Here is a 17,334-nt window from a genome sequence, read left to right as displayed (position 1 = left end):
GTGTTTGGCCGAATGTCTACACGTACGACTCTTGATGGTGCCTCGCTTGGTCGTCCGGCAGACGGACATCAGGCCATCAGGTCCGTCTCGCAATCCGGCCGCCTCGGTCAGGTGCGCGCCTGGCTGTGGTTCGTCGCGCTTTTGATCTTGCTGATGGTCGTGGTCGGAGGAGCCACCCGGCTGACCGAATCTGGGCTTTCGATCACCGAGTGGAAGCCGATCAGCGGCATCATTCCGCCGCTCACGGCCGACGCGTGGCAAGCGGAGTTCGAGCGCTACAAGACGATCCCGCAATATGCCCGCGTGTTTCCCGACATGGATGTCGAGGGCTTCAAGTCGATCTTCTATTGGGAATGGTCGCATCGGTTGCTCGGCCGGATCATTGGCTTTGCCGTGGCTTTGCCGCTGGCTTATTTCTGGCTCACGGGCGCTCTGACCCGCAACCTCAAGATCAAGCTCGTCGGCTTGTTGGCGCTTGGTGGCATGCAAGGCGTCATTGGCTGGTTGATGGTCAAATCCGGCCTCGTCGATCGAACCGAGGTCTCTCAATATCTCTTGGCGCTGCACCTTCTCGTCGCGTCCGTCACTTTGGCGCTCTCGGTCTGGTTCGCGGAAAGCTTGCGGACGTCGTCCTCGTCGAGCCTCGTGCCGGATCGGATTCGTCGCAGCGCGACTGTCCTGATCGGGCTCGTTTTCGTGCAGATTGGTCTCGGCGCCCTCGTTGCGGGCCTGCGGGCTGGGAAAATCTATAATAGCTGGCCATTAATGGGCGACCACCTCGTTCCGCCCTCGAGCGAATTATGGTTTCAGTCGCCGCTCTGGCGGAACATCTTCGAGAACGCGACCACGGCACAATTCGATCATCGCCTCATGGCCTACCTTCTCTTGATCGCGGCCGTGGGTCACGCCGTCGATTGCGCGCGCACATTGCCGGGTCAACCCGCATCGCGCACCGCACTTGCACTGGCGCTCCTGATCGCGTGTCAGGCGGTGATCGGCATCACCACACTCGTGTGGGCGGTCCCGCTCGATGCGGCCCTCGCACATCAGGCTTTTGCGATGGTCGTGCTCGGGGCAGCCGTTCTCCATCGCTGCTGGCTTCAGCCGAAGGCTGTGTCGTCGCTGACTGTTGCAGCGAGTCGGCCTAGTCTTTCAAGACGAGCCGCCGCTTGATGTTGCGCCTCACCCGTTCCCAGTGGCCGGGTGGCAGAGAAATGTCGATGATGCGGTAACGACGTTCTGCTCGCGCCAAGCGGGTCGCCACCTCATAGGCATGACTTCCATAGTCCAACAGCATATCGGCGGCGTCCGATCGGGCGCGTGAACGCCCTGCATGCCACCACGCGATTGGGCTCGACTTCTGTCGGGCACGCCTGTTGTCCTGTATCGTTTGATCCATTCGCATTCGGGTCTCGCCATAGCTGAACGCATGGCCATAGAGGGCAATCGACCGAGACGATAATATAAGTCGGCAGCGAAAATTCAGTTTGTTATCAAGCTCGTTCAACATGACAGGTGACGGCTATTGATCAAGTCGCAATTGACTCGAGGGCACAAGTTTTTCTCGGCGGCCAACCGGCAACAGTCGAGATTATAAAAATGACGTAACGTCATCTATTTTATAGTGTGTAATGCTGCGACGAAGCAGCCGTCGTCCGCCTCATTGTCTTACAACAGCAAGGATAAGCCGCGTTGGGCCGCCGCTGTTGAGTGTAGATTGAATCCGCATCGTTCGACAAATTGGCAGATGCGACGCGTCGTCGGGGTGTCGATCAGCAACGGTGCATGACCTTGGCCCGGCACCGTGACGGCCGCGCAGTCGGGATGTCGTTTGGTCATCTCGGTGACAGTCGCGGCGGAGAGCAGATCGGAGTTTTCGCCGCGCACGACCAGAACCGGGACATGTCGCAGGCCCTCAAATTGCGGCCAGAGCACCGGTACCGCATCGAGGTCGAGCTTCGCGAGATTGTGCATCAGGGCAGGATCGTAGAGCGGGACAAACCGGCCGTCGCGTTCCTCGAACGTGGTGCGGGCAAAGGTCTCCCAGTCTTGCTCCTCGAGTGCGGTGAAATGCGCGCTGGCGAGGTGCTTAAGCAGGTCGATCGCGTCCGGCCACGATTTCGGTTCGGGCAATTTACCGATATAGCCGCGAATGCGCGCAAGGCCGCGCGGTTCGATGACCGGACCAATATCGTTCAAAACGACGCCTTGGAGGATCGTCGGGCGCACGGCGCCCAGCATCAAGGTATGAAGACCGCCGCGCGAGGTTCCGACGAAAACGGCGGCACCGATCTCGAGCGCCGCAAGAACGGCCAGCAGATCCGCTGACTCGATTGGCAGATCGTAGCGATCGGGGTTCGGGTCGCGCGCCGACAGGCCCCGCCCGCGATAGTCGATCACGAGCACGCGCGCCGCGACGCCGCTCTCCAGCAGAGCCGTGGCCAAGACATGGAAATCGGCCGAGGTCCGAGCCAGTCCTGGCAGGCAGACGACGGTGAGCCCACCTGTCGTGCCGCCATCCGCCTGCTGATAGTCTCGGGCGTGGAGGCGAAGAGCGTCTGGGGCCGAGACGAACCGACTGATGAAACCAGGCACGGGCGACCTTTCGTGATGATCTGGCGGAGGAGCGGGGGCGTGGCTCACGGCCCTGGGATCAGGTTCCCTTGCCGGTCACGGTCGGCTGAGGGTCTGACAGGGACGCGGTCGGCACGCCGAAACGAGCGCGATACATCTGCATGTTCTCGAACACCCGCTGGACGTAGTTTCGCGTCTCCGAATAGGGAATTCGCTCGATCCAGTCGATCGGATCGACGCCCGGCTTGCGCGGGTCGCCATAGATCCCGATCCAGTCCTGCACCTTGCGGGCGCCGGCGTTATAGGCCGCGAAAGTCAGGATGTAAGAACCGTTCTCGTCAGCCAGAAGCTTGCCGAGATGCGCGGCACCGATCTGCGCGTTAAAACCGGCGTCGAGCAAGAGCCGCGTTTCATCGAAATCGATCCCGGCCTTTACGGCGGTTTGACGTGCCGTCGAGCCGATCAACTGCATCAAGCCTTTTGCGCCAGCGGAGGATACCGACCGGGGGTCGAACTCGCTCTCTTGTCGCGCGATCGCATAGACGGTCGAGCGGTCGGCCGAATTGGTGAGCGGTTGGTAGGCCGGGATCCCGAATGTCGGGAAGGCGGCATCGTCGAGCGCGATGCCGCGTTGGCCGGCGGCCTTGCCGACCGACAGGGTGGCTCGCGCATCCTTGGTGGCGGCGACGACGCTGGCGAGCGCTGCGACCTGGCTCGGATCCGGCTCGGTCTTGGCAATCGTCAGGGCCAGCCCGAGCGCCAGATCCCGTTCACCGAGATCGAACAAAAGGCCAACGCCCTGGATCGCCTCCCGGCGATCGGGACCGGACGCGACAGCGATCGGTTGCCGCAGCACGGCGGGCGGGCGCCCGAGAGCAGCGTTGGCGATTTGGCCATAGAATGTCGTGGGTTGCTGCGCGGCCGTGTCGTAAAACCGGGCTGCGGCCGGCGCATCACCAGCCGCTGCAGCGGCCCGGCCCTGCCAATAAGCCGCCCGAGACGTCGAGATGGGGCTTTCGGCCAGAGTCGCGGCATTGGCGAAATGCGGCGCTGCCAGAACAGGATCGTTCAAAAAACGCAATGCGATCCAGCCGGCATGAAACTCGGCTTCGATGCGCGACGCGTTGGACGATGCGCCATGTGTGGCGCAGATGCGGAACGCTGTCTTGGCGTCGCCCGCGTCGAGCAGTTTGCGGGCGACAAGGCGACGCTCGGTCCACCATTCGTCGCCATCCACCAGCAGGGTGGGGTCGGAGGGGGCCGACAACATCATCGTGGCGGCGTCGGCGATCTTATTGGCGCGGCGCGCCTTCTGGATTTTGGCGAAGAGCAGGCCGGGGTCGCTTTGCAAGGCTTTCGGAACCGCCGCGATCGCGGCATCCGACGGCATGGACCCGATCACCGCGATGCGCGCCTTCTCGAGCAGCGCGACATCCGGGCCCGCGAGAGCGGTCGCTCGCATCGCGGCCGGCAGGTTTTCCTTGTAGAGTAAGCGGTCGGCCCGAAATTTATGATCCTCGCGCCTGAGTAGCGTGCCGAAATCCTTCAGGATCAGGGCTTCTTCCCCAGCCGTCAGATCATCGTTCCGCCAAGCCGATCGAATGATTCCCGCGCCTCCGTCGAGGTCGCCGGTCGCAATTCTGGCACGCGCGAGTGCCAGTCGCCCAAACAGGGTCTCCGGCGCCGAACTGGCAAACAGCGCCAGTGTCGCGGCAGGATCGCGTGTCGCGACTTTGGCTTCTTCGATGCGCCGGTTGATCCACGTCATCGTCGGCCAGTCGGGATGCGCGGCTTTGAAGGCTTCGAGACGGGGCAGGCCCGCCTGTCGGGAGGCGAGACGAATCGCGGTCCAATCGAGCAGTGTCCGCAGCGGGCCGCTGGTGAGACGAGCGAAATCGTCGGCTGCCGCCAGATCGCCTTGCCGATAGAGCCGCAGCGCCTGGCGGGCTCCTGCGAGATCAATCCCCACGCCGCCGTCCTGATCGCTCGATGATCGGATCACGGGTGAGGCGGCACCCTTGTCAAGCGGCTGAACGTCCGTTCCGGTTGCGCTCTTGGCCAGCGACGTGACGGTCGGCGGCGCGAAGGCGCTGGCGTCGAGCGTCACCGTTCCGAGATGCGGGGCAGGGACCTCGGCCGAGGAACGGGCGAGAAACCGAGGGTCTGCCTCGCTCGCCAGGATCGTGGCGGGTGCCTGTGCGACCGGCACGACGGAGGTCGCGGTTGTGTTGCTGAAGTTGAAGTGGCGGTGCTTGGCAATCTCATGGCGGATCGCATGACGGCTGGCCGGCACCGCCAGGATCGCGCCGGCGACCACGATGGCCCCGACAGACCCATAAGCAATGGTGCGCGACTTCGACATGCGTGTCCTCTGGATCTCGCGACGTAACAAAGGTCGACAGAGGCGCGCTCGCGCCCGAAGCCGCCGATGCCATGCTGTGCTCGTTTCCTATAACGGATCGTTAACTACCCGGCTCGATCGGTCGCCGCCGTGCGATATTCCCGCGATCGACCGCGGGCCGGCGTCACGCCCCTTCCCTTACGGTCTTGCAAGGTCTACATCACGACCCTTTGACGGAGCCTGGAAATTGCGGCGCCTGTAGGGCGTGTGACGACTCTGGGTCCTTGCGGTCAAATAACGGGATGGGACATGTCCACAACACGTTTGAAGGGCTCGCTGACCGCTTTGGTGACCCCGTTCAGGAATGGGGCGGTCGACGAAGCCGCGCTGCGGGCTCAGATTGATGTTCAAATCGAGAGTGGTACGCATGGTCTCGTGCCGGTCGGCACGACCGGCGAAGGACCGACGCTGAGCCACGAGGAACATAAGCGGGTCGTCGACATCTGCGTCAACGAGACGAGGGGCCGTGTCCCGGTCATCGCGGGTGCCGGATCGAACAACACGGTCGAGGCCATCGATCTCGCGCGCCACGCCGAGCAGGCCGGCGCCAACGGCGTCTTGGTCGTCACGCCCTATTACAATAAGCCGAGCCAAGAGGGGCTCTATCGCCACTTCAAGGCTGTCAACGACGCGATCGGCATCCCGATCGTGATCTACAACATCCCGCCGCGCTCCGTGGTCGATATGTCGGTCGACACGATGAAGCGGTTGTTCGAGCTTCCGAACATCGTCGGCGTGAAGGACGCGACCGGCAATGTGGCGCGCGTGTCGCTGCAGCGTCAGGCGCTGGGGCCGGATTTCGTCCAGCTCTCGGGCGAGGACATGACAGCGCTGGCCTGTATGGCGGCGGGCTCATCCGGCGTGATTTCGGTAACGTCCAATGTTGCGCCGAAGCTCTGTGCCGACATGATGAGCGCCTGTTTGCGCGGCGACTTCGCGACAGCCTTGGCGATTCAGGATCGTTTGGTGCCGCTGCATACGGCCTTGTTCATCGAGCCAAACCCGGCCGGCCCCAAATATGCGCTGTCGCTGCTCGGCCTCGGGACCGAAGACGTGCGTCTCCCGATGGTGACGGTGTCCGAAGCGGCGCGCGGGCAGATCCGTGCCGCGATGCGTCATGCTGGTATTTTGCATGATTGACACGAGTTTGGTGGTGGTGACCTGACGTGGCGGAGAACATCAAGGCAAAGAACTTCAAGGTGGTGGCCGATAATCGACGCGCTCGCTACAATTATGAGATCGGCGAAGTGTTCGAGGCCGGATTGGTGCTGACCGGAACGGAAGTCAAATCGCTAAGGCTTGGGAAGGCCACGATTGCGGAGAGTTATGCATCCGCCGAAAAGGGCGAACTGTTCCTCATCAATGCGAATATTCCAGAATACCTGCAGGCCAATCGCTTCAATCACGAGCCACGTCGCCCGCGCAAACTGCTGATGAAGGCACGGCAGATCGCTAAACTCGCGATCGGGGTCGAGCGCGAGGGCATGTCGATCGTTCCGCTGAAAGTCTATTTCAACGAGCGCGGCATGGCCAAGATCGAGATCGCGATCGCCAAGGGCAAAAAGCTGCACGACAAGCGCGAGACCGAGAAGCTGCGGGATTGGAACCGGGAGAAGTCGCGGCTGTTGCGCGACAGAAACTAAACGGCGCGGTCTGGAGGCGGCGCGGCGTCGAGCCACCGGCGCACTTGCGCGAAGACCGCATGGAACATCTCGGTCGTCAGCACGCCCGTGTTCGTGTTGTAGCGAGAGCAGTGATAGCTGTCGAAGAGCGTCGCGTCTCCGAGATCGTGGTGGCGCCCGTGGCCGAACGGATGAGCCGAGAGCCGGAGATTGCGTGAGCGCAGCAGGCTCTCATGTCCGATGCGACCCAAAGCCACGATGGCGGCCAAGCGAGGGAGGGCCGCCTGGGTTGCGGCCAGAAAGCCGTTGCAGGTTTTAATCTCGATCGGCAGCGGCTTATTGGCCGGAGGGACACACCGCACCGCATTGACGATCACACAATCGATGAGCCGCAGACCGTCGTTGGGGCGCTCGTCGTAGGCGCCGACCGAAAAGCCGAAACGATCGAGCGTTTCGTAGAGGAGATCGCCGGCCCAATCGCCCGTGAACGGCCGTCCCGTCCGATTGGCGCCCTGGAGGCCCGGCGCCAGCCCAACGATCAACAGACGCGCGTCATCCGGCCCAAACGATGGGACTGGCGCATTGTGCCAGTCCGGATGCTTGTTCGCAGCGTCGCGCCGAAAGGCGACGAGACGAGGACAGAGCGGACAATCCGGAGCGGGATCGCGCAACGCCGTCAGTCGTCGATCTCTTCGGGCTCGTGCGAGGGCGCATTCGTATGAGTGCTGGTCCGCCGGTCGACATGGCGGATCGGACGATCCGATCGCTCTCCGACATCGCGCCCGATCTTGCCGGCCATATGGGCCAGATCAATAAAGTCATCGGCCTGCCGGCGTAATTCGTCCGCGATCATCGGCGGCTGCGTCATGACGGTCGAAACAACCGAAACGCGGACACCCTTGCGTTGCACCGCTTCGACGAGAGAGCGAAAATCACCGTCGCCAGAGAATAAGACAATGTGGTCGACATGTTCGGCCATCTCCATCGCGTCGACCGCGAGCTCGATGTCCATGTTGCCCTTGATCTTGCGACGACCCGTCGAGTCCACAAACTCCTTGGCCGGCTTGGTCACCACGGCATAGCCATTGTAATCCAGCCAGTCGATCAGAGGACGGATCGACGAATATTCCTGATCATCCACCATGGCGGTATAGTAAAAAGCTCGGACAAGGCGTCCGTGCGTCTGGTACTCCCGCAACAACCGACGGTAGTCGATGTCAAAACCCACCGATTTGGCGGTTGCGTACAAGTTGGCACCGTCGATAAATAGCGCAATTCGTTCCGACTCATTCATTTTATTTATAGCTCATGGTCACAGGTCGTAAGCGATGTCCCAGCGAGGCGACGTGAATGCCAGTGTTTTCATTTCGCATCTTCGGGGTTACACCACAAGCGTGATAACATAACATTAGAATGAGTTTAACGAACGCCTGAGTCTATCGCTTACAATGGCGCCAGTATGGCGGACCCTTGCGGTACAGCCCCGCCTTGCGGATTCGTAGCGATCGGTGCTAGACGATGCGGCTAATCTTGATCCGCCGAATATAAGGAACCGTCTTCATGGCGCGTGTAACCGTTGAAGACTGCGTCGACAAGGTCGAAAACCGCTTCGACCTCGTTCTTCTAGCCAGCCATCGTGCGCGCATGATTTCGGCCGGTGCAGCAATCACGATCGACCGTGACAATGATAAAAATCCTGTCGTCGCGCTGCGAGAGATCGCCGACTCGCGTCTCACTCCCGAGGATATGAAGGAAGACCTCATTCACTCGCTTCAAAAGCACGTCGAGGTCGACGAGCCGGAAGCGGAAGTTGTGCCGAGCTTGTCCGCACCTTCGCGTGTGATGAGCGATACGGCCAGCGAGGTTCAGTTCGACCGCATGACCGAGGAAGACCTGCTCCGTGGTCTCGAAGGCCTGGTGCCCCCGGCTGAAACCGAGGAAGAAGGCGAGTAATTTACGCGCCGAGCGGACGAGAGCAGCGTCGGACAATCGGCGACGCTTGCGCCTCGCGCCTTGCTTCCCGGGGTCGCGACGCCAATAATACAGCATGACCATTGCTGTGACCGCGCCGAAGCGTCCGGGCGCCGCCAAGATGATGCGGCAGTACGAGCTCGTCGACCGTGTGCGGAGCTACAATCCGGACGCGGATGAGGAGCTTCTCAACCGGGCTTATGTCTATGCCATGAAGGCTCATGGCGCGCAGAAGCGCGCTTCCGGCGACCCCTATTTCACGCATCCGCTTGAAGTCGCCGCCATCTTGACGGATCTCAAGCTCGACGACGCCACCATCGTGGCGGCCGTGCTGCACGATACGATCGAGGATACAGCCTCCACGCGAGAAGAGATCGACACGCTGTTCGGCCCGGAAATCGGGGCGCTGGTCGAGGGTCTCACCAAGATCAAAAAGCTGGATCTGGTGTCGAAGCGTGCTCAACAGGCGGAGAATTTCCGCAAGCTGCTGCTCGCGGTTGCGGATGATGTTCGGGTCCTCTTGGTCAAGCTCGCGGACCGCCTTCACAACATGCGGACGCTGCATTTCGTCCCGCCCGAGAAGCGCACCCGCGTGGCGGAGGAAACGCTCGATATCTACGCGCCGCTCGCGGGTCGCATGGGCATGCAGAGCATGCGGAGCGAGTTCGAGGACTTGGCTTTCGCGCAACTGATGCCCGATGCCTATGCGACCATCACGGCGCGGCTGGATGAGATGCGCGCCAGCAGCGGCAAGTTGATCGGCACGATCGAACATGAATTGTCCGAGCGCCTGAGCGCCCGGGGCATTCGGGTCGACGTGAAGGGACGCCAGAAGGAGCCTTACTCAATTTGGCGGAAGATGGAGCAGAAGTCGCTCGCCTTCGAGCAACTCTCCGACATCTTCGGCTTTCGGGTCATCGTCGACAATGTCGAGGATTGCTATCGCGCCATCGGCGTCATTCACACGACATGGCCGAGCGTTCCAGGCCGCTTCAAGGATTATATCTCGACCCCGAAGCAGAACGATTATCGATCGCTTCATACGACGGTTGTGGGTCCGGGTCGGCAGCGCGTCGAATTGCAGGTGCGCACACGCGAGATGAACAACGTCGCCGAAAACGGCATCGCGGGACACGCGCTCTATAAGGACGGCGTGGCGCTCGATTTGCAGGTGCTGGCCAACGAAAGCCGGGCCTATGATTGGCTGCGTCGCACCATCGAATTGCTGGCAGAGGGCGATAGTTCGGAAGAATTTCTCGAACATACCAAACTCGAACTCTTCCACGATCAGGTCTTCTGCTTCACCCCGAAGGGCCGTTTGATTGCGCTCCCGCGTGGCGCGACCGCGATCGATTTCGCTTATGCGGTTCATACGGACGTGGGCAATTCGGCGGTTGGCGCCAAAATCGACGGCCGCGTGGCGCCGCTTTTGTCCGAGCTGAAGAATGGCGACGAGGTCGAGATTGCCTGCGCCGATGGGCAGGTCCCACCCGCCGCGTGGGAAAGTGTCGTCGTGACCGGCAAGGCGCGGGCTGCCATCCGCCGCGCGACCCGCAGTGCCGTGCGAACGCAATATGCGGGGCTCGGTCGGCAGATCGTGCTGCGTGCCTTTGAGCGGGCAGGCCACACCTTGGTCGATGAGAAACTGAAAAGCGCGCTGCCGCGCCTCGCTCGCTTGTCGGTCGACGATGTGTTCGCCGCCGTCGGACGAGGCGAGATGTATTCGGGCGATATCGTGAAGGCGGTCCATCCCGACTTCAAGGAGGAGCGGAAGGCCGGGGCAGGGCCCGATAAGGGAGATGCCGGCTGGTTCGGGTTGAGCAAGGCCGAGAATCTACGCTTCAAATTTCCAGAGCCCTCGGGTTCCATTCCGATTCGTGGCCTCGGGGGTGATCTTCCGGTGCGTTTCGCGCCGAATGGCGGCGCCGTGCCGGGCGATCGCATCGTCGGCATCCTGACGCCGGGTGAGGGCATTACGATCTACCCGATCCAGTCGCCCGCCCTCATGGCGTTCGACGACAACCCAGACTATTGGCTCGACGTGCGGTGGGATATCGACATGGCGCGCAAGGAGTTGTTTCCGGCGCAGATCGAGGTCACGGCCATCAACGAACCCGGTTGTCTGGCCACGATCACGGCCACGATCGGCGACAATGGGGCCAATATCGAAGACCTACGCTTCGTGGTTCGTTCGCCTGACTTCCGGAAAATGTTGATCGATGTCGAAGTTTGGGATCTGAAGCAGTTGAACGCGATCATGTCGCATCTGCGCGCCCAGCCCGTAGTGTCAAACGTACAACGGGTGAACGGGTGAGTGCAGACGCGCGGCCCTGTCGTGTGGCACCACAAGGGCCTTCGCGCCTCGACCGAGTTTGATACAAATGACCGAAGACGATGTGCTCGACGAATTTCGTGCCGCAGGGGCCTTGCTGGAAGGGCATTTCATTCTGTCGTCCGGTCTGCGGAGCCCGGTTTTCCTGCAGAAGGTGTTCATCTTTCAAGACCCGGCACGCACGGCGCGGCTCTGTGCGGCGCTGGCCGAGAAGGTCAGGGCGCACTTTGGCGAAGTCGATATCGTGGTGTCGCCCGCCGTCGGCGGCATCATCCCAGGCTACGAAGTGGCACGCCATCTCGGCGCTCTGGCCATCTATGTCGAGCGCGAGGACGGCATGTTCAAACTGCGCCGGGGTTTCTCGATTCCAAAGGGCGCCCGCGTTCTGATGGTCGAGGACATCATCACGACCGGCCTGTCGTCGCGCGAATGTCTCGCCGCCATCGCCGATCATCCAGGCACGCTCGTCGGTGCCGCCTGCCTCATCGATCGCTCGGGCGGACGCGCCGAAATCGGCATCGATCGGGTCGCGCTCGCGACCCTCGACGTTCCATCCTATGCGGCCGATGCGCTTCCGCCGGAGCTCGCCGCGATCCCGCCCGTCAAGCCCGGCAGCCGTAATCTCACTCTTTGAACCTTGGATAACCGATGTCGCCTCCGCCTCTTCGCCTCGGCCTCAACATCGACCATGTCGCGACTGTCCGAAATGCGCGTGGTGGCCGTGACCCCGATCCCGTCGCGGCGGCGCTCCTCGGTGTGGCGGCCGGTTGCGACGGCATCACGGCGCATCTGCGGGAGGATCGACGCCATATCCGCGACGAGGATATTGCACGTCTCAAGCGCGGCCTGACAAAACCGCTCAATTTCGAAATGGCCGCAACGCCGGCCATGATGCAGATCGCCCTCGCGACACTGCCGCATGCGGCCTGCCTCGTTCCGGAAAAGCGGGAGGAACGGACGACCGAGGGCGGCTTGAACGTCGTCGACGCTATCTCGGATTTACGCCCGATCGTTGCGGAACTGAGTGAGGCCGGCATCCGCGTGTCCTTGTTCATCGAACCGTCGATCGCGGCGATCGAGGCGGCATCGGCCTTGCGCGCGCCGGTCGTCGAACTCCATACGGGCCGCTGGTGTGAGGCGATCGATCACGGCGCGTCGGCGATCGCGGATGAAGAATACGAACGGCTGTGGCGCGCTGCCGAACGGGCCCAGGCGCTCGGGATCGAATGCCACGCTGGACATGGTTTAAATTACGAGACCGCGCGGATCATCGCGGCCATCCCGCAGATCGTCGAATTGAACATCGGCCACTTTATCATTGGGGATGCGATCTCGGTCGGGTTGACGGCGGCCGTGCAGACCATGTTGGCGGCGATGCGCCAGGGTCGTGGTTCAAGCCGTGAGGCGAGCGCATGATCATCGGCATGGGGACCGATCTTTGCGACATTCGTCGTGTTGAAAAGACCTTGGAGAATTTTGGCGAGCGGTTCGTCGAACGATGCTTCACGCCCGTGGAGCGCGCCAAGAGCGAGCGCCGGGCCAATCGCGCCTCGTCCTATGCCAAGCGTTTTGCCGCCAAAGAGGCCTGCGCCAAAGCGCTCGGAACCGGCTTGAGCCAGGGCGTGTTCTGGCGTGACATGGGCGTGGTGAACCTGAGTTCAGGCCAACCCACGTTGCGTTTGACCGGTGGAGCCGCTGAGCGCCTCGCCGATCTGACACCGAGTGGGTATGAGGCGGTCATTCACCTGACATTGACCGATGAATATCCGCTGGCTCAAGCCCATGTGCTGATCGAGGGTCGCCCCGCGCCAAAGCCGTGAGCCTGCGGCTGCTGCCTCCCGCTTGCCATGCTCTTGGCGTTATGAACACCGACAGTTATATCGACCCATCAAGGCGCCCGACGTCGACCGATCGACAACGCCACCGTCAGCCGACGGCCGAAGACATTTGAGAGAAGCGATGACGGAGCCGATGAGCCTGAAAGACGGAAAGGTGGTTACGACCTCCAAGAAATCGCAAGAGGGCGGTTTCGGCGAGGTTCTGAAGGTTGTGGTTCAGGCGTTGTTGATCGCGCTGGTGGTGCGAACCTTCCTGTTCCAACCCTTCAACATCCCCTCAGGATCTCTGATCCCGACCTTGGATATCGGCGATTACCTTTTCGTCTCCAAATATTCCTACGGCTATTCGCGGTATTCCTTTCCGTTCAGCCCAGACGTGTTTTCCGGTCGTATTCTGGCCTCGACGCCGAAGCGTGGCGATGTCGCCGTGTTCAAGTTCCCGAAGGATACGTCGAAGGATTACATCAAGCGCGTGATCGGCCTGCCTGGCGACAAGATCCAACTCGTCGAGAGCCGCTTGATCATCAATGGTCAGATGGTGGCTCGCGAACCGACCACGAAAGTGATGACGCGCGATCAGTTTGGGCATGATGTCGAAGTGCCGACCTATCTCGAGACGCTCCCTGGCGGCGTGACGCATCAGATCATCCAGATCAACGGCGACAACGGTTTTTACTCGAACACGCCCGTCTACACGGTGCCGCCCGGCAATTACTTCATGATGGGGGATAACCGCGATAATTCCACCGATTCGCGCGTGTCGCCGGATCAGGATGGTGTGGGCTACGTGCCGTTCGAGAATTTCGTCGGCCGTGCGGAACTGATCTTCTTCTCGATCGACGATACCGCGCCGGTCTGGGAGTTCTGGCGTTGGCCGACCAGCATTCGCTGGGATCGCCTGCTCAAGCCGGTCCGATGAAGGCGCCGAAGCCAAGCCTGTCCACGACCGCGCTCGAAACCCGGATCGGCCACACCTTTGCATCGCCCGAGTTTCTGCATCGCGCTCTGACCCACATCAGCCACGCTCCGACCGACCGGAAGGGGTCCTCTTATCAACGTCTCGAATTTCTCGGCGATCGAGTGCTCGGGATGGCGGTTTCGGCGATGCTGTTCGAGGCCTTTCCGGAGGCTGAGGAAGGCGAACTGTCGCGGCGGCTCGCCGGTCTGGTGCGGAAGGAAACCTGCGCCGACGTCGCGGCCGAATGGGATGTGTCGCCGCATATCCGGCTCGGCGATAACGAGGCGCAGAGCGGCGGCCATGCCAAGCCGGCCATCATGGGCGACGTGTGCGAAGCCATCATCGGGGCGCTTTATCTCGATGGTGGCTATGCGGTCGCCGAAGCCGCTATCACGGCGGTCTGGCGTCCCCGCATGTTGACGCCGACCCGGCCGCTCCGCGATCCAAAAACGGCGCTTCAGGAATGGGCGCAAGGCTTGGGTCGACCCGCTCCGGTCTATCGGGAGGTCAAGCGACAAGGGCCGGCCCATGCGCCCAACTTCACGGTTTCGGTCGAACTCGAGGGATTTGTTGCCGCGACCGGCGTCGGCACGTCGAAGCGTGCGGCCGAACAAACCGCGGCCCAAGACTTTTTGACGCGAGAGGGTATATTGACGGCTGGCAACCAGGATTGAGACGGATTTGACCGACGAACAACAGACCCGATGCGGCTTTGTGGCGCTGATCGGGGCACCCAATGCCGGCAAATCGACGCTCATCAATGCGTTGGTTGGCACCAAGGTGTCGATCGTGTCCCGCAAGGTGCAGACGACTCGCAACCTCGTGCGCGGCATCGTGCTCGAGGGAGCGGCGCAGATCATCTTCGTCGATACGCCGGGGATCTTCGCGCCGAAGCGTCGTCTTGATCGCGCGATGGTGACGGCCGCCTGGGGCGGTGCAGGGGATGCGGATGCGATTGCGCTGCTGATCGACGCCAAGAAAGGCCTCGACGACGAGAATCTGTCGATCCTCGAAAGGCTCGCCGACGTCGGGCGCCGCAAGATCCTGGTGCTCAACAAGATCGATACGATCGAGACGACGGAATTATTGGCTTTGACGGCGGACGTGAATGCCAAGCTCGCCTTCGACGAGACGTTCATGATTTCGGCGCTGCGGAAACACGGCCTGCCGAAGCTGCGCGAAAAGCTCGCTGGCTTCATGCCCGCCGGCCCGTGGCTTTATCCGGAGGACCAGATTTCGGATGCGCCCATGCGCTCTTTCGCTGCCGAGATCACGCGGGAGAAGATGTTCGAACGGCTGCACGACGAGTTGCCGTACCAGACCACGGTCGAAACCGATCTGTGGAAAGACATGCCGGACGGATCGGCCCGCATCGAGCAGACCATTTATGTCACGCGCGATGGTCACAAGAAGATCGTGATCGGCGATGGTGGCAAAACCATCAAGTCCATTGGAACGGCGGCCCGTCTCGAAATCACCGAGGCGGCCGAAAAGAAGGTTCATCTGTTCCTTTTCGTGAAGGTGCGGGAAAATTGGGGAGACGATCCCGAACGATACCGCGAGATGGGTCTCGACTACCCTCGCAACTGAGTTTCTCGATCCTGGCCGGCAGGTCCTGATGGCAGACCAAGCGATAGGGCGTCCGATTGTTCGGCCCATTCTGGCGGGGTCGACAAAGCGCGAAGGTCGCCGCGATGGAGTGGCGTGACGACGGGATCGTCGTGGGTATCCGCCGCCACGGCGAGACAAGTGTCATCCTCGATCTCGTGACGCGCCAGCATGGGCGGCACCTCGGCTTTGTGCATGGCGGGCGCTCCCGCCGTCTGCGTCCCAGCCTCCAGCCCGGCAACGGCGTCGAGGCGGTCTGGCGATCGCGCGTCGAGCATGACCTCGGCACCTACACGATCGAGCCGCGCCGCATGCGCGCCTCACGCGCGATGGAAACCGCGCACGGACTTCACGCACTCAACCATCTATGCGGCTTGGCGCGCCTTCTGCCGGAGCGGGAACCGCATCCACGGCTGCACGACCGGCTCGAAATGATCCTCGAAGCCGTTGACGATAGGGCCGTGACGCCGCTCGCGATCGTATTTTTCGAACTCGATTTATTGACCGAACTCGGCTTTGGACTCGATCTCAGCGCTTGTGTCGCGACGGGCCGCAACGACGATCTGGCCTTCGTGTCGCCAAAATCGGGCACAGCCGTGTCTCGCAGTGCGGGAGAGCCCTATGCCGATCGGATGTTGGTGCTGCCGGCTTTTCTCATCGACGAGACGGCCGAAATCTCGCCGGGCGATCTTGTCGCCGCGTTTCGTCTCGCGGAATATTTTCTCATGCGAGACGTCTTCGTGCCGCGTGGCCTCGCCATGCAAACGGCGCGGCACGCCTATCTCCGAAGCCTCGACGCCACAGACGAGGGCGGGGCGGCCTAAACCTGCCGAGACTTACTTGGCGGCGCAGTCTTTGTGCGTGGTGAGGCCGTAGCCGCCTTCGGCCGGGACATGGGCTGAAGCGCAAGACGCGACAGCGCTTTCGGCGGATGGCATGTTGAGAGCCGCGACCCCGATCAAGGTCACGACGACAAGGAGAACGCCGGAGAACAAGCCGAAAAGCGCTTTATTTTGCATCGTGATCCTAGATGATTGATGGCCGGGAACATCGCAAGAGAGCGTCACACAAGCCGATGGGCCGAGCTGGCCAACCGCCAAACCCGAGTTCTGTCGGGATCAGTAAGCGCCTCGATCCGTCGTCACTAGTGCTGAGTAGACACACCCTTGGTTAAGCGTCCCCTTACCGAACGCGTGGCCTTCAGGAAATCGGTGGTCTCGACAGGCTCACCACGGGGCTTGTTCCGTCTCGAAGTAGAACCGCCCAGTCGGTCCCCCGCCGTCGCGTTCGACCAACCAGACGATGCCGGCGGCCGCTTGCTCCACCGTTCGGTAGCCGGAATGATTGTTGAAATCGGTGGCCGTATAGCCTGGGTCCGCCGCATCGACCCTGATGTTGAAAGACGACAGCTCTTTGGCGAACGCCAGGGTAACGGCATTCAGCGCTGTCTTGGAACTGTTGTAGCCGAGTAGATTGACGCCATAGAACGGATGCGTCGGGTCTGACAGCCAGGCGAGCGATCCCAACCCGCTGCTGACCATCACGACGGTGGCGCTGCCGGCTGCTTTCAGCAACGGCAGGAAAGCCTGTGTCACGCGAATCGGACCGAAGACGTTCGTGTCATAGACGGTCCGGACGTCATCAATCGTCTGCTGTGACGGCGGCACGAACGAGACGTTCGAGATTCCGGCGTTGTTGATGAGGACGTCGAGCTTTCCATCCTGCTCTTGTACGACAGCCGCCGCCGCACGAATGCTGACCTCGCTCGTCACGTCGATCGAAAGAGGCGTGACCTCGATGCCATCTTGGCTCAGCAGCTGCGCGGCCGCTGCGCCCCGCGCTTCGTCGCGGCATCCGAGCCAGATTCGATAGTCCAGCCGGCCAAGCTGGCGGGCGGTCTCGAAGCCGATGCTCTTGTTGGCACCCGTTATCAGAGCGGTCTTGATGGTCATTTGCATCTCCATACGCAGACCTGCTTCGATGCAGTCGGCGAGTTGAAGAGGTATGGCCGTTCGGCCTAATCTTATAAT

18 protein-coding genes are annotated in these 17,334 nt (G+C 61.8%); 12 read left to right on the top strand and 6 right to left on the bottom strand.

Annotated features, from left to right (window positions below; all coding sequences use genetic code 11):
* Window positions 1–12: 12 nt before the first annotated feature.
* On the top strand, window positions 13–1,173 hold the full coding sequence (locus tag EY713_RS18200) for a COX15/CtaA family protein (protein ID WP_131117683.1): 1,161 nt from the start codon (window positions 13–15) through the stop codon (window positions 1,171–1,173).
* A gap of 495 nt (window positions 1,174–1,668) precedes the next feature.
* Here EY713_RS18200 and EY713_RS18195 read toward each other — a convergent pair whose 3' ends face one another.
* A complete protein-coding gene (locus EY713_RS18195) occupies window positions 1,669–2,595 on the bottom strand; it encodes an alpha/beta fold hydrolase (RefSeq protein ID WP_131117680.1) in 927 nt (308 codons plus the stop codon).
* 58 nt (window positions 2,596–2,653) lie between these two features.
* Window positions 2,654–4,936, bottom strand: coding sequence for a lytic transglycosylase domain-containing protein (locus EY713_RS18190; RefSeq protein ID WP_131117677.1), 2,283 nt, complete (start codon window positions 4,934–4,936; stop codon window positions 2,654–2,656).
* 288 nt (window positions 4,937–5,224) lie between these two features.
* Here EY713_RS18190 and dapA point away from each other — a divergent pair, with 288 nt between their 5' ends.
* Together dapA and smpB are read left to right on the top strand one after the other, a co-directional pair.
* Window positions 5,225–6,115: a 4-hydroxy-tetrahydrodipicolinate synthase gene (dapA, locus tag EY713_RS18185; protein WP_131117674.1), complete on the top strand. Its 891-nt coding sequence runs from the start codon at window positions 5,225–5,227 to the stop codon at window positions 6,113–6,115.
* Between the two features lie 26 nt (window positions 6,116–6,141).
* A complete protein-coding gene (gene smpB, locus EY713_RS18180) occupies window positions 6,142–6,618 on the top strand; it encodes an SsrA-binding protein SmpB (protein ID WP_131117671.1) in 477 nt (158 codons plus the stop codon).
* Here smpB and EY713_RS18175 read toward each other — a convergent pair.
* On the bottom strand, window positions 6,615–7,277 hold the full coding sequence (locus EY713_RS18175; RefSeq protein ID WP_131117668.1) for a uracil-DNA glycosylase: 663 nt from the start codon (window positions 7,275–7,277) through the stop codon (window positions 6,615–6,617). The genes smpB and EY713_RS18175 overlap by 4 nt on opposite strands.
* Entirely contained in the window at window positions 7,274–7,891 is a 618-nt protein-coding gene (locus EY713_RS18170) for a LabA-like NYN domain-containing protein (protein ID WP_131117665.1), read from the bottom strand. Before EY713_RS18170 ends, EY713_RS18175 begins: the two co-directional genes overlap by 4 nt.
* Window positions 7,892–8,157: 266 nt before the next feature.
* Between EY713_RS18170 and rpoZ the strand changes: the two genes are divergently transcribed.
* The 9 genes from rpoZ (at window position 8,158) to recO (ending at window position 16,128) form a co-directional block, all read left to right on the top strand.
* Window positions 8,158–8,550 carry a DNA-directed RNA polymerase subunit omega gene (rpoZ, locus tag EY713_RS18165; protein WP_131117662.1) on the top strand — a complete coding sequence of 131 codons (393 nt, stop codon included), beginning with the start codon at window positions 8,158–8,160 and terminating at the stop codon, window positions 8,548–8,550.
* 139 nt (window positions 8,551–8,689) lie between these two features.
* Window positions 8,690–10,882, top strand: coding sequence for a RelA/SpoT family protein (locus tag EY713_RS18160; protein ID WP_131119919.1), 2,193 nt, complete (start codon window positions 8,690–8,692; stop codon window positions 10,880–10,882).
* A gap of 67 nt (window positions 10,883–10,949) precedes the next feature.
* Window positions 10,950–11,534, top strand: a complete 585-nt coding sequence (gene pyrE / locus EY713_RS18155) for an orotate phosphoribosyltransferase (protein WP_131117660.1) — start codon at window positions 10,950–10,952, stop codon at window positions 11,532–11,534.
* A gap of 14 nt (window positions 11,535–11,548) precedes the next feature.
* Window positions 11,549–12,316, top strand: a complete 768-nt coding sequence (locus tag EY713_RS18150) for a pyridoxine 5'-phosphate synthase (RefSeq protein WP_131117657.1) — start codon at window positions 11,549–11,551, stop codon at window positions 12,314–12,316.
* Window positions 12,313–12,720, top strand: a complete 408-nt coding sequence (acpS, locus tag EY713_RS18145; protein WP_131117655.1) for a holo-ACP synthase — start codon at window positions 12,313–12,315, stop codon at window positions 12,718–12,720. The genes EY713_RS18150 and acpS overlap by 4 nt, the downstream gene beginning before the upstream one ends.
* Before the next feature lie 151 nt (window positions 12,721–12,871).
* Window positions 12,872–13,657, top strand: a complete 786-nt coding sequence (lepB, locus tag EY713_RS18140; protein ID WP_245572777.1) for a signal peptidase I — start codon at window positions 12,872–12,874, stop codon at window positions 13,655–13,657.
* Window positions 13,654–14,370 carry a ribonuclease III gene (rnc, locus tag EY713_RS18135; RefSeq protein WP_131119916.1) on the top strand — a complete coding sequence of 239 codons (717 nt, stop codon included), beginning with the start codon at window positions 13,654–13,656 and terminating at the stop codon, window positions 14,368–14,370. The genes lepB and rnc overlap by 4 nt, the downstream gene beginning before the upstream one ends.
* 7 nt (window positions 14,371–14,377) lie before the next feature.
* Window positions 14,378–15,286 (top strand): GTPase Era, encoded by a 909-nt coding sequence (gene era / locus EY713_RS18130; protein WP_245572776.1) that lies wholly within the window; start codon window positions 14,378–14,380, stop codon window positions 15,284–15,286.
* A gap of 104 nt (window positions 15,287–15,390) precedes the next feature.
* Window positions 15,391–16,128, top strand: a complete 738-nt coding sequence (gene recO, locus EY713_RS18125; RefSeq protein ID WP_131117646.1) for a DNA repair protein RecO — start codon at window positions 15,391–15,393, stop codon at window positions 16,126–16,128.
* 12 nt (window positions 16,129–16,140) lie between these two features.
* Here the strand turns inward: recO and EY713_RS18120 are convergent, their stop codons facing one another.
* Together EY713_RS18120 and EY713_RS18115 are read right to left on the bottom strand one after the other, a co-directional pair.
* Window positions 16,141–16,323, bottom strand: a complete 183-nt coding sequence (locus tag EY713_RS18120; RefSeq protein WP_131117643.1) for a hypothetical protein — start codon at window positions 16,321–16,323, stop codon at window positions 16,141–16,143.
* A 207-nt stretch (window positions 16,324–16,530) separates the two neighbouring features.
* A complete protein-coding gene (locus EY713_RS18115) occupies window positions 16,531–17,256 on the bottom strand; it encodes an SDR family oxidoreductase (protein WP_131117640.1) in 726 nt (241 codons plus the stop codon).
* Window positions 17,257–17,334 lie beyond the last annotated feature (78 nt).

The organism is Lichenihabitans psoromatis, from assembly GCF_004323635.1.
Lineage (GTDB): Bacteria > Pseudomonadota > Alphaproteobacteria > Rhizobiales > Beijerinckiaceae > Lichenihabitans > Lichenihabitans psoromatis.
The sequence above is the reverse complement of the archived record's forward strand: the minus strand, read 5'-3'. Positions and strand labels throughout refer to the sequence as shown.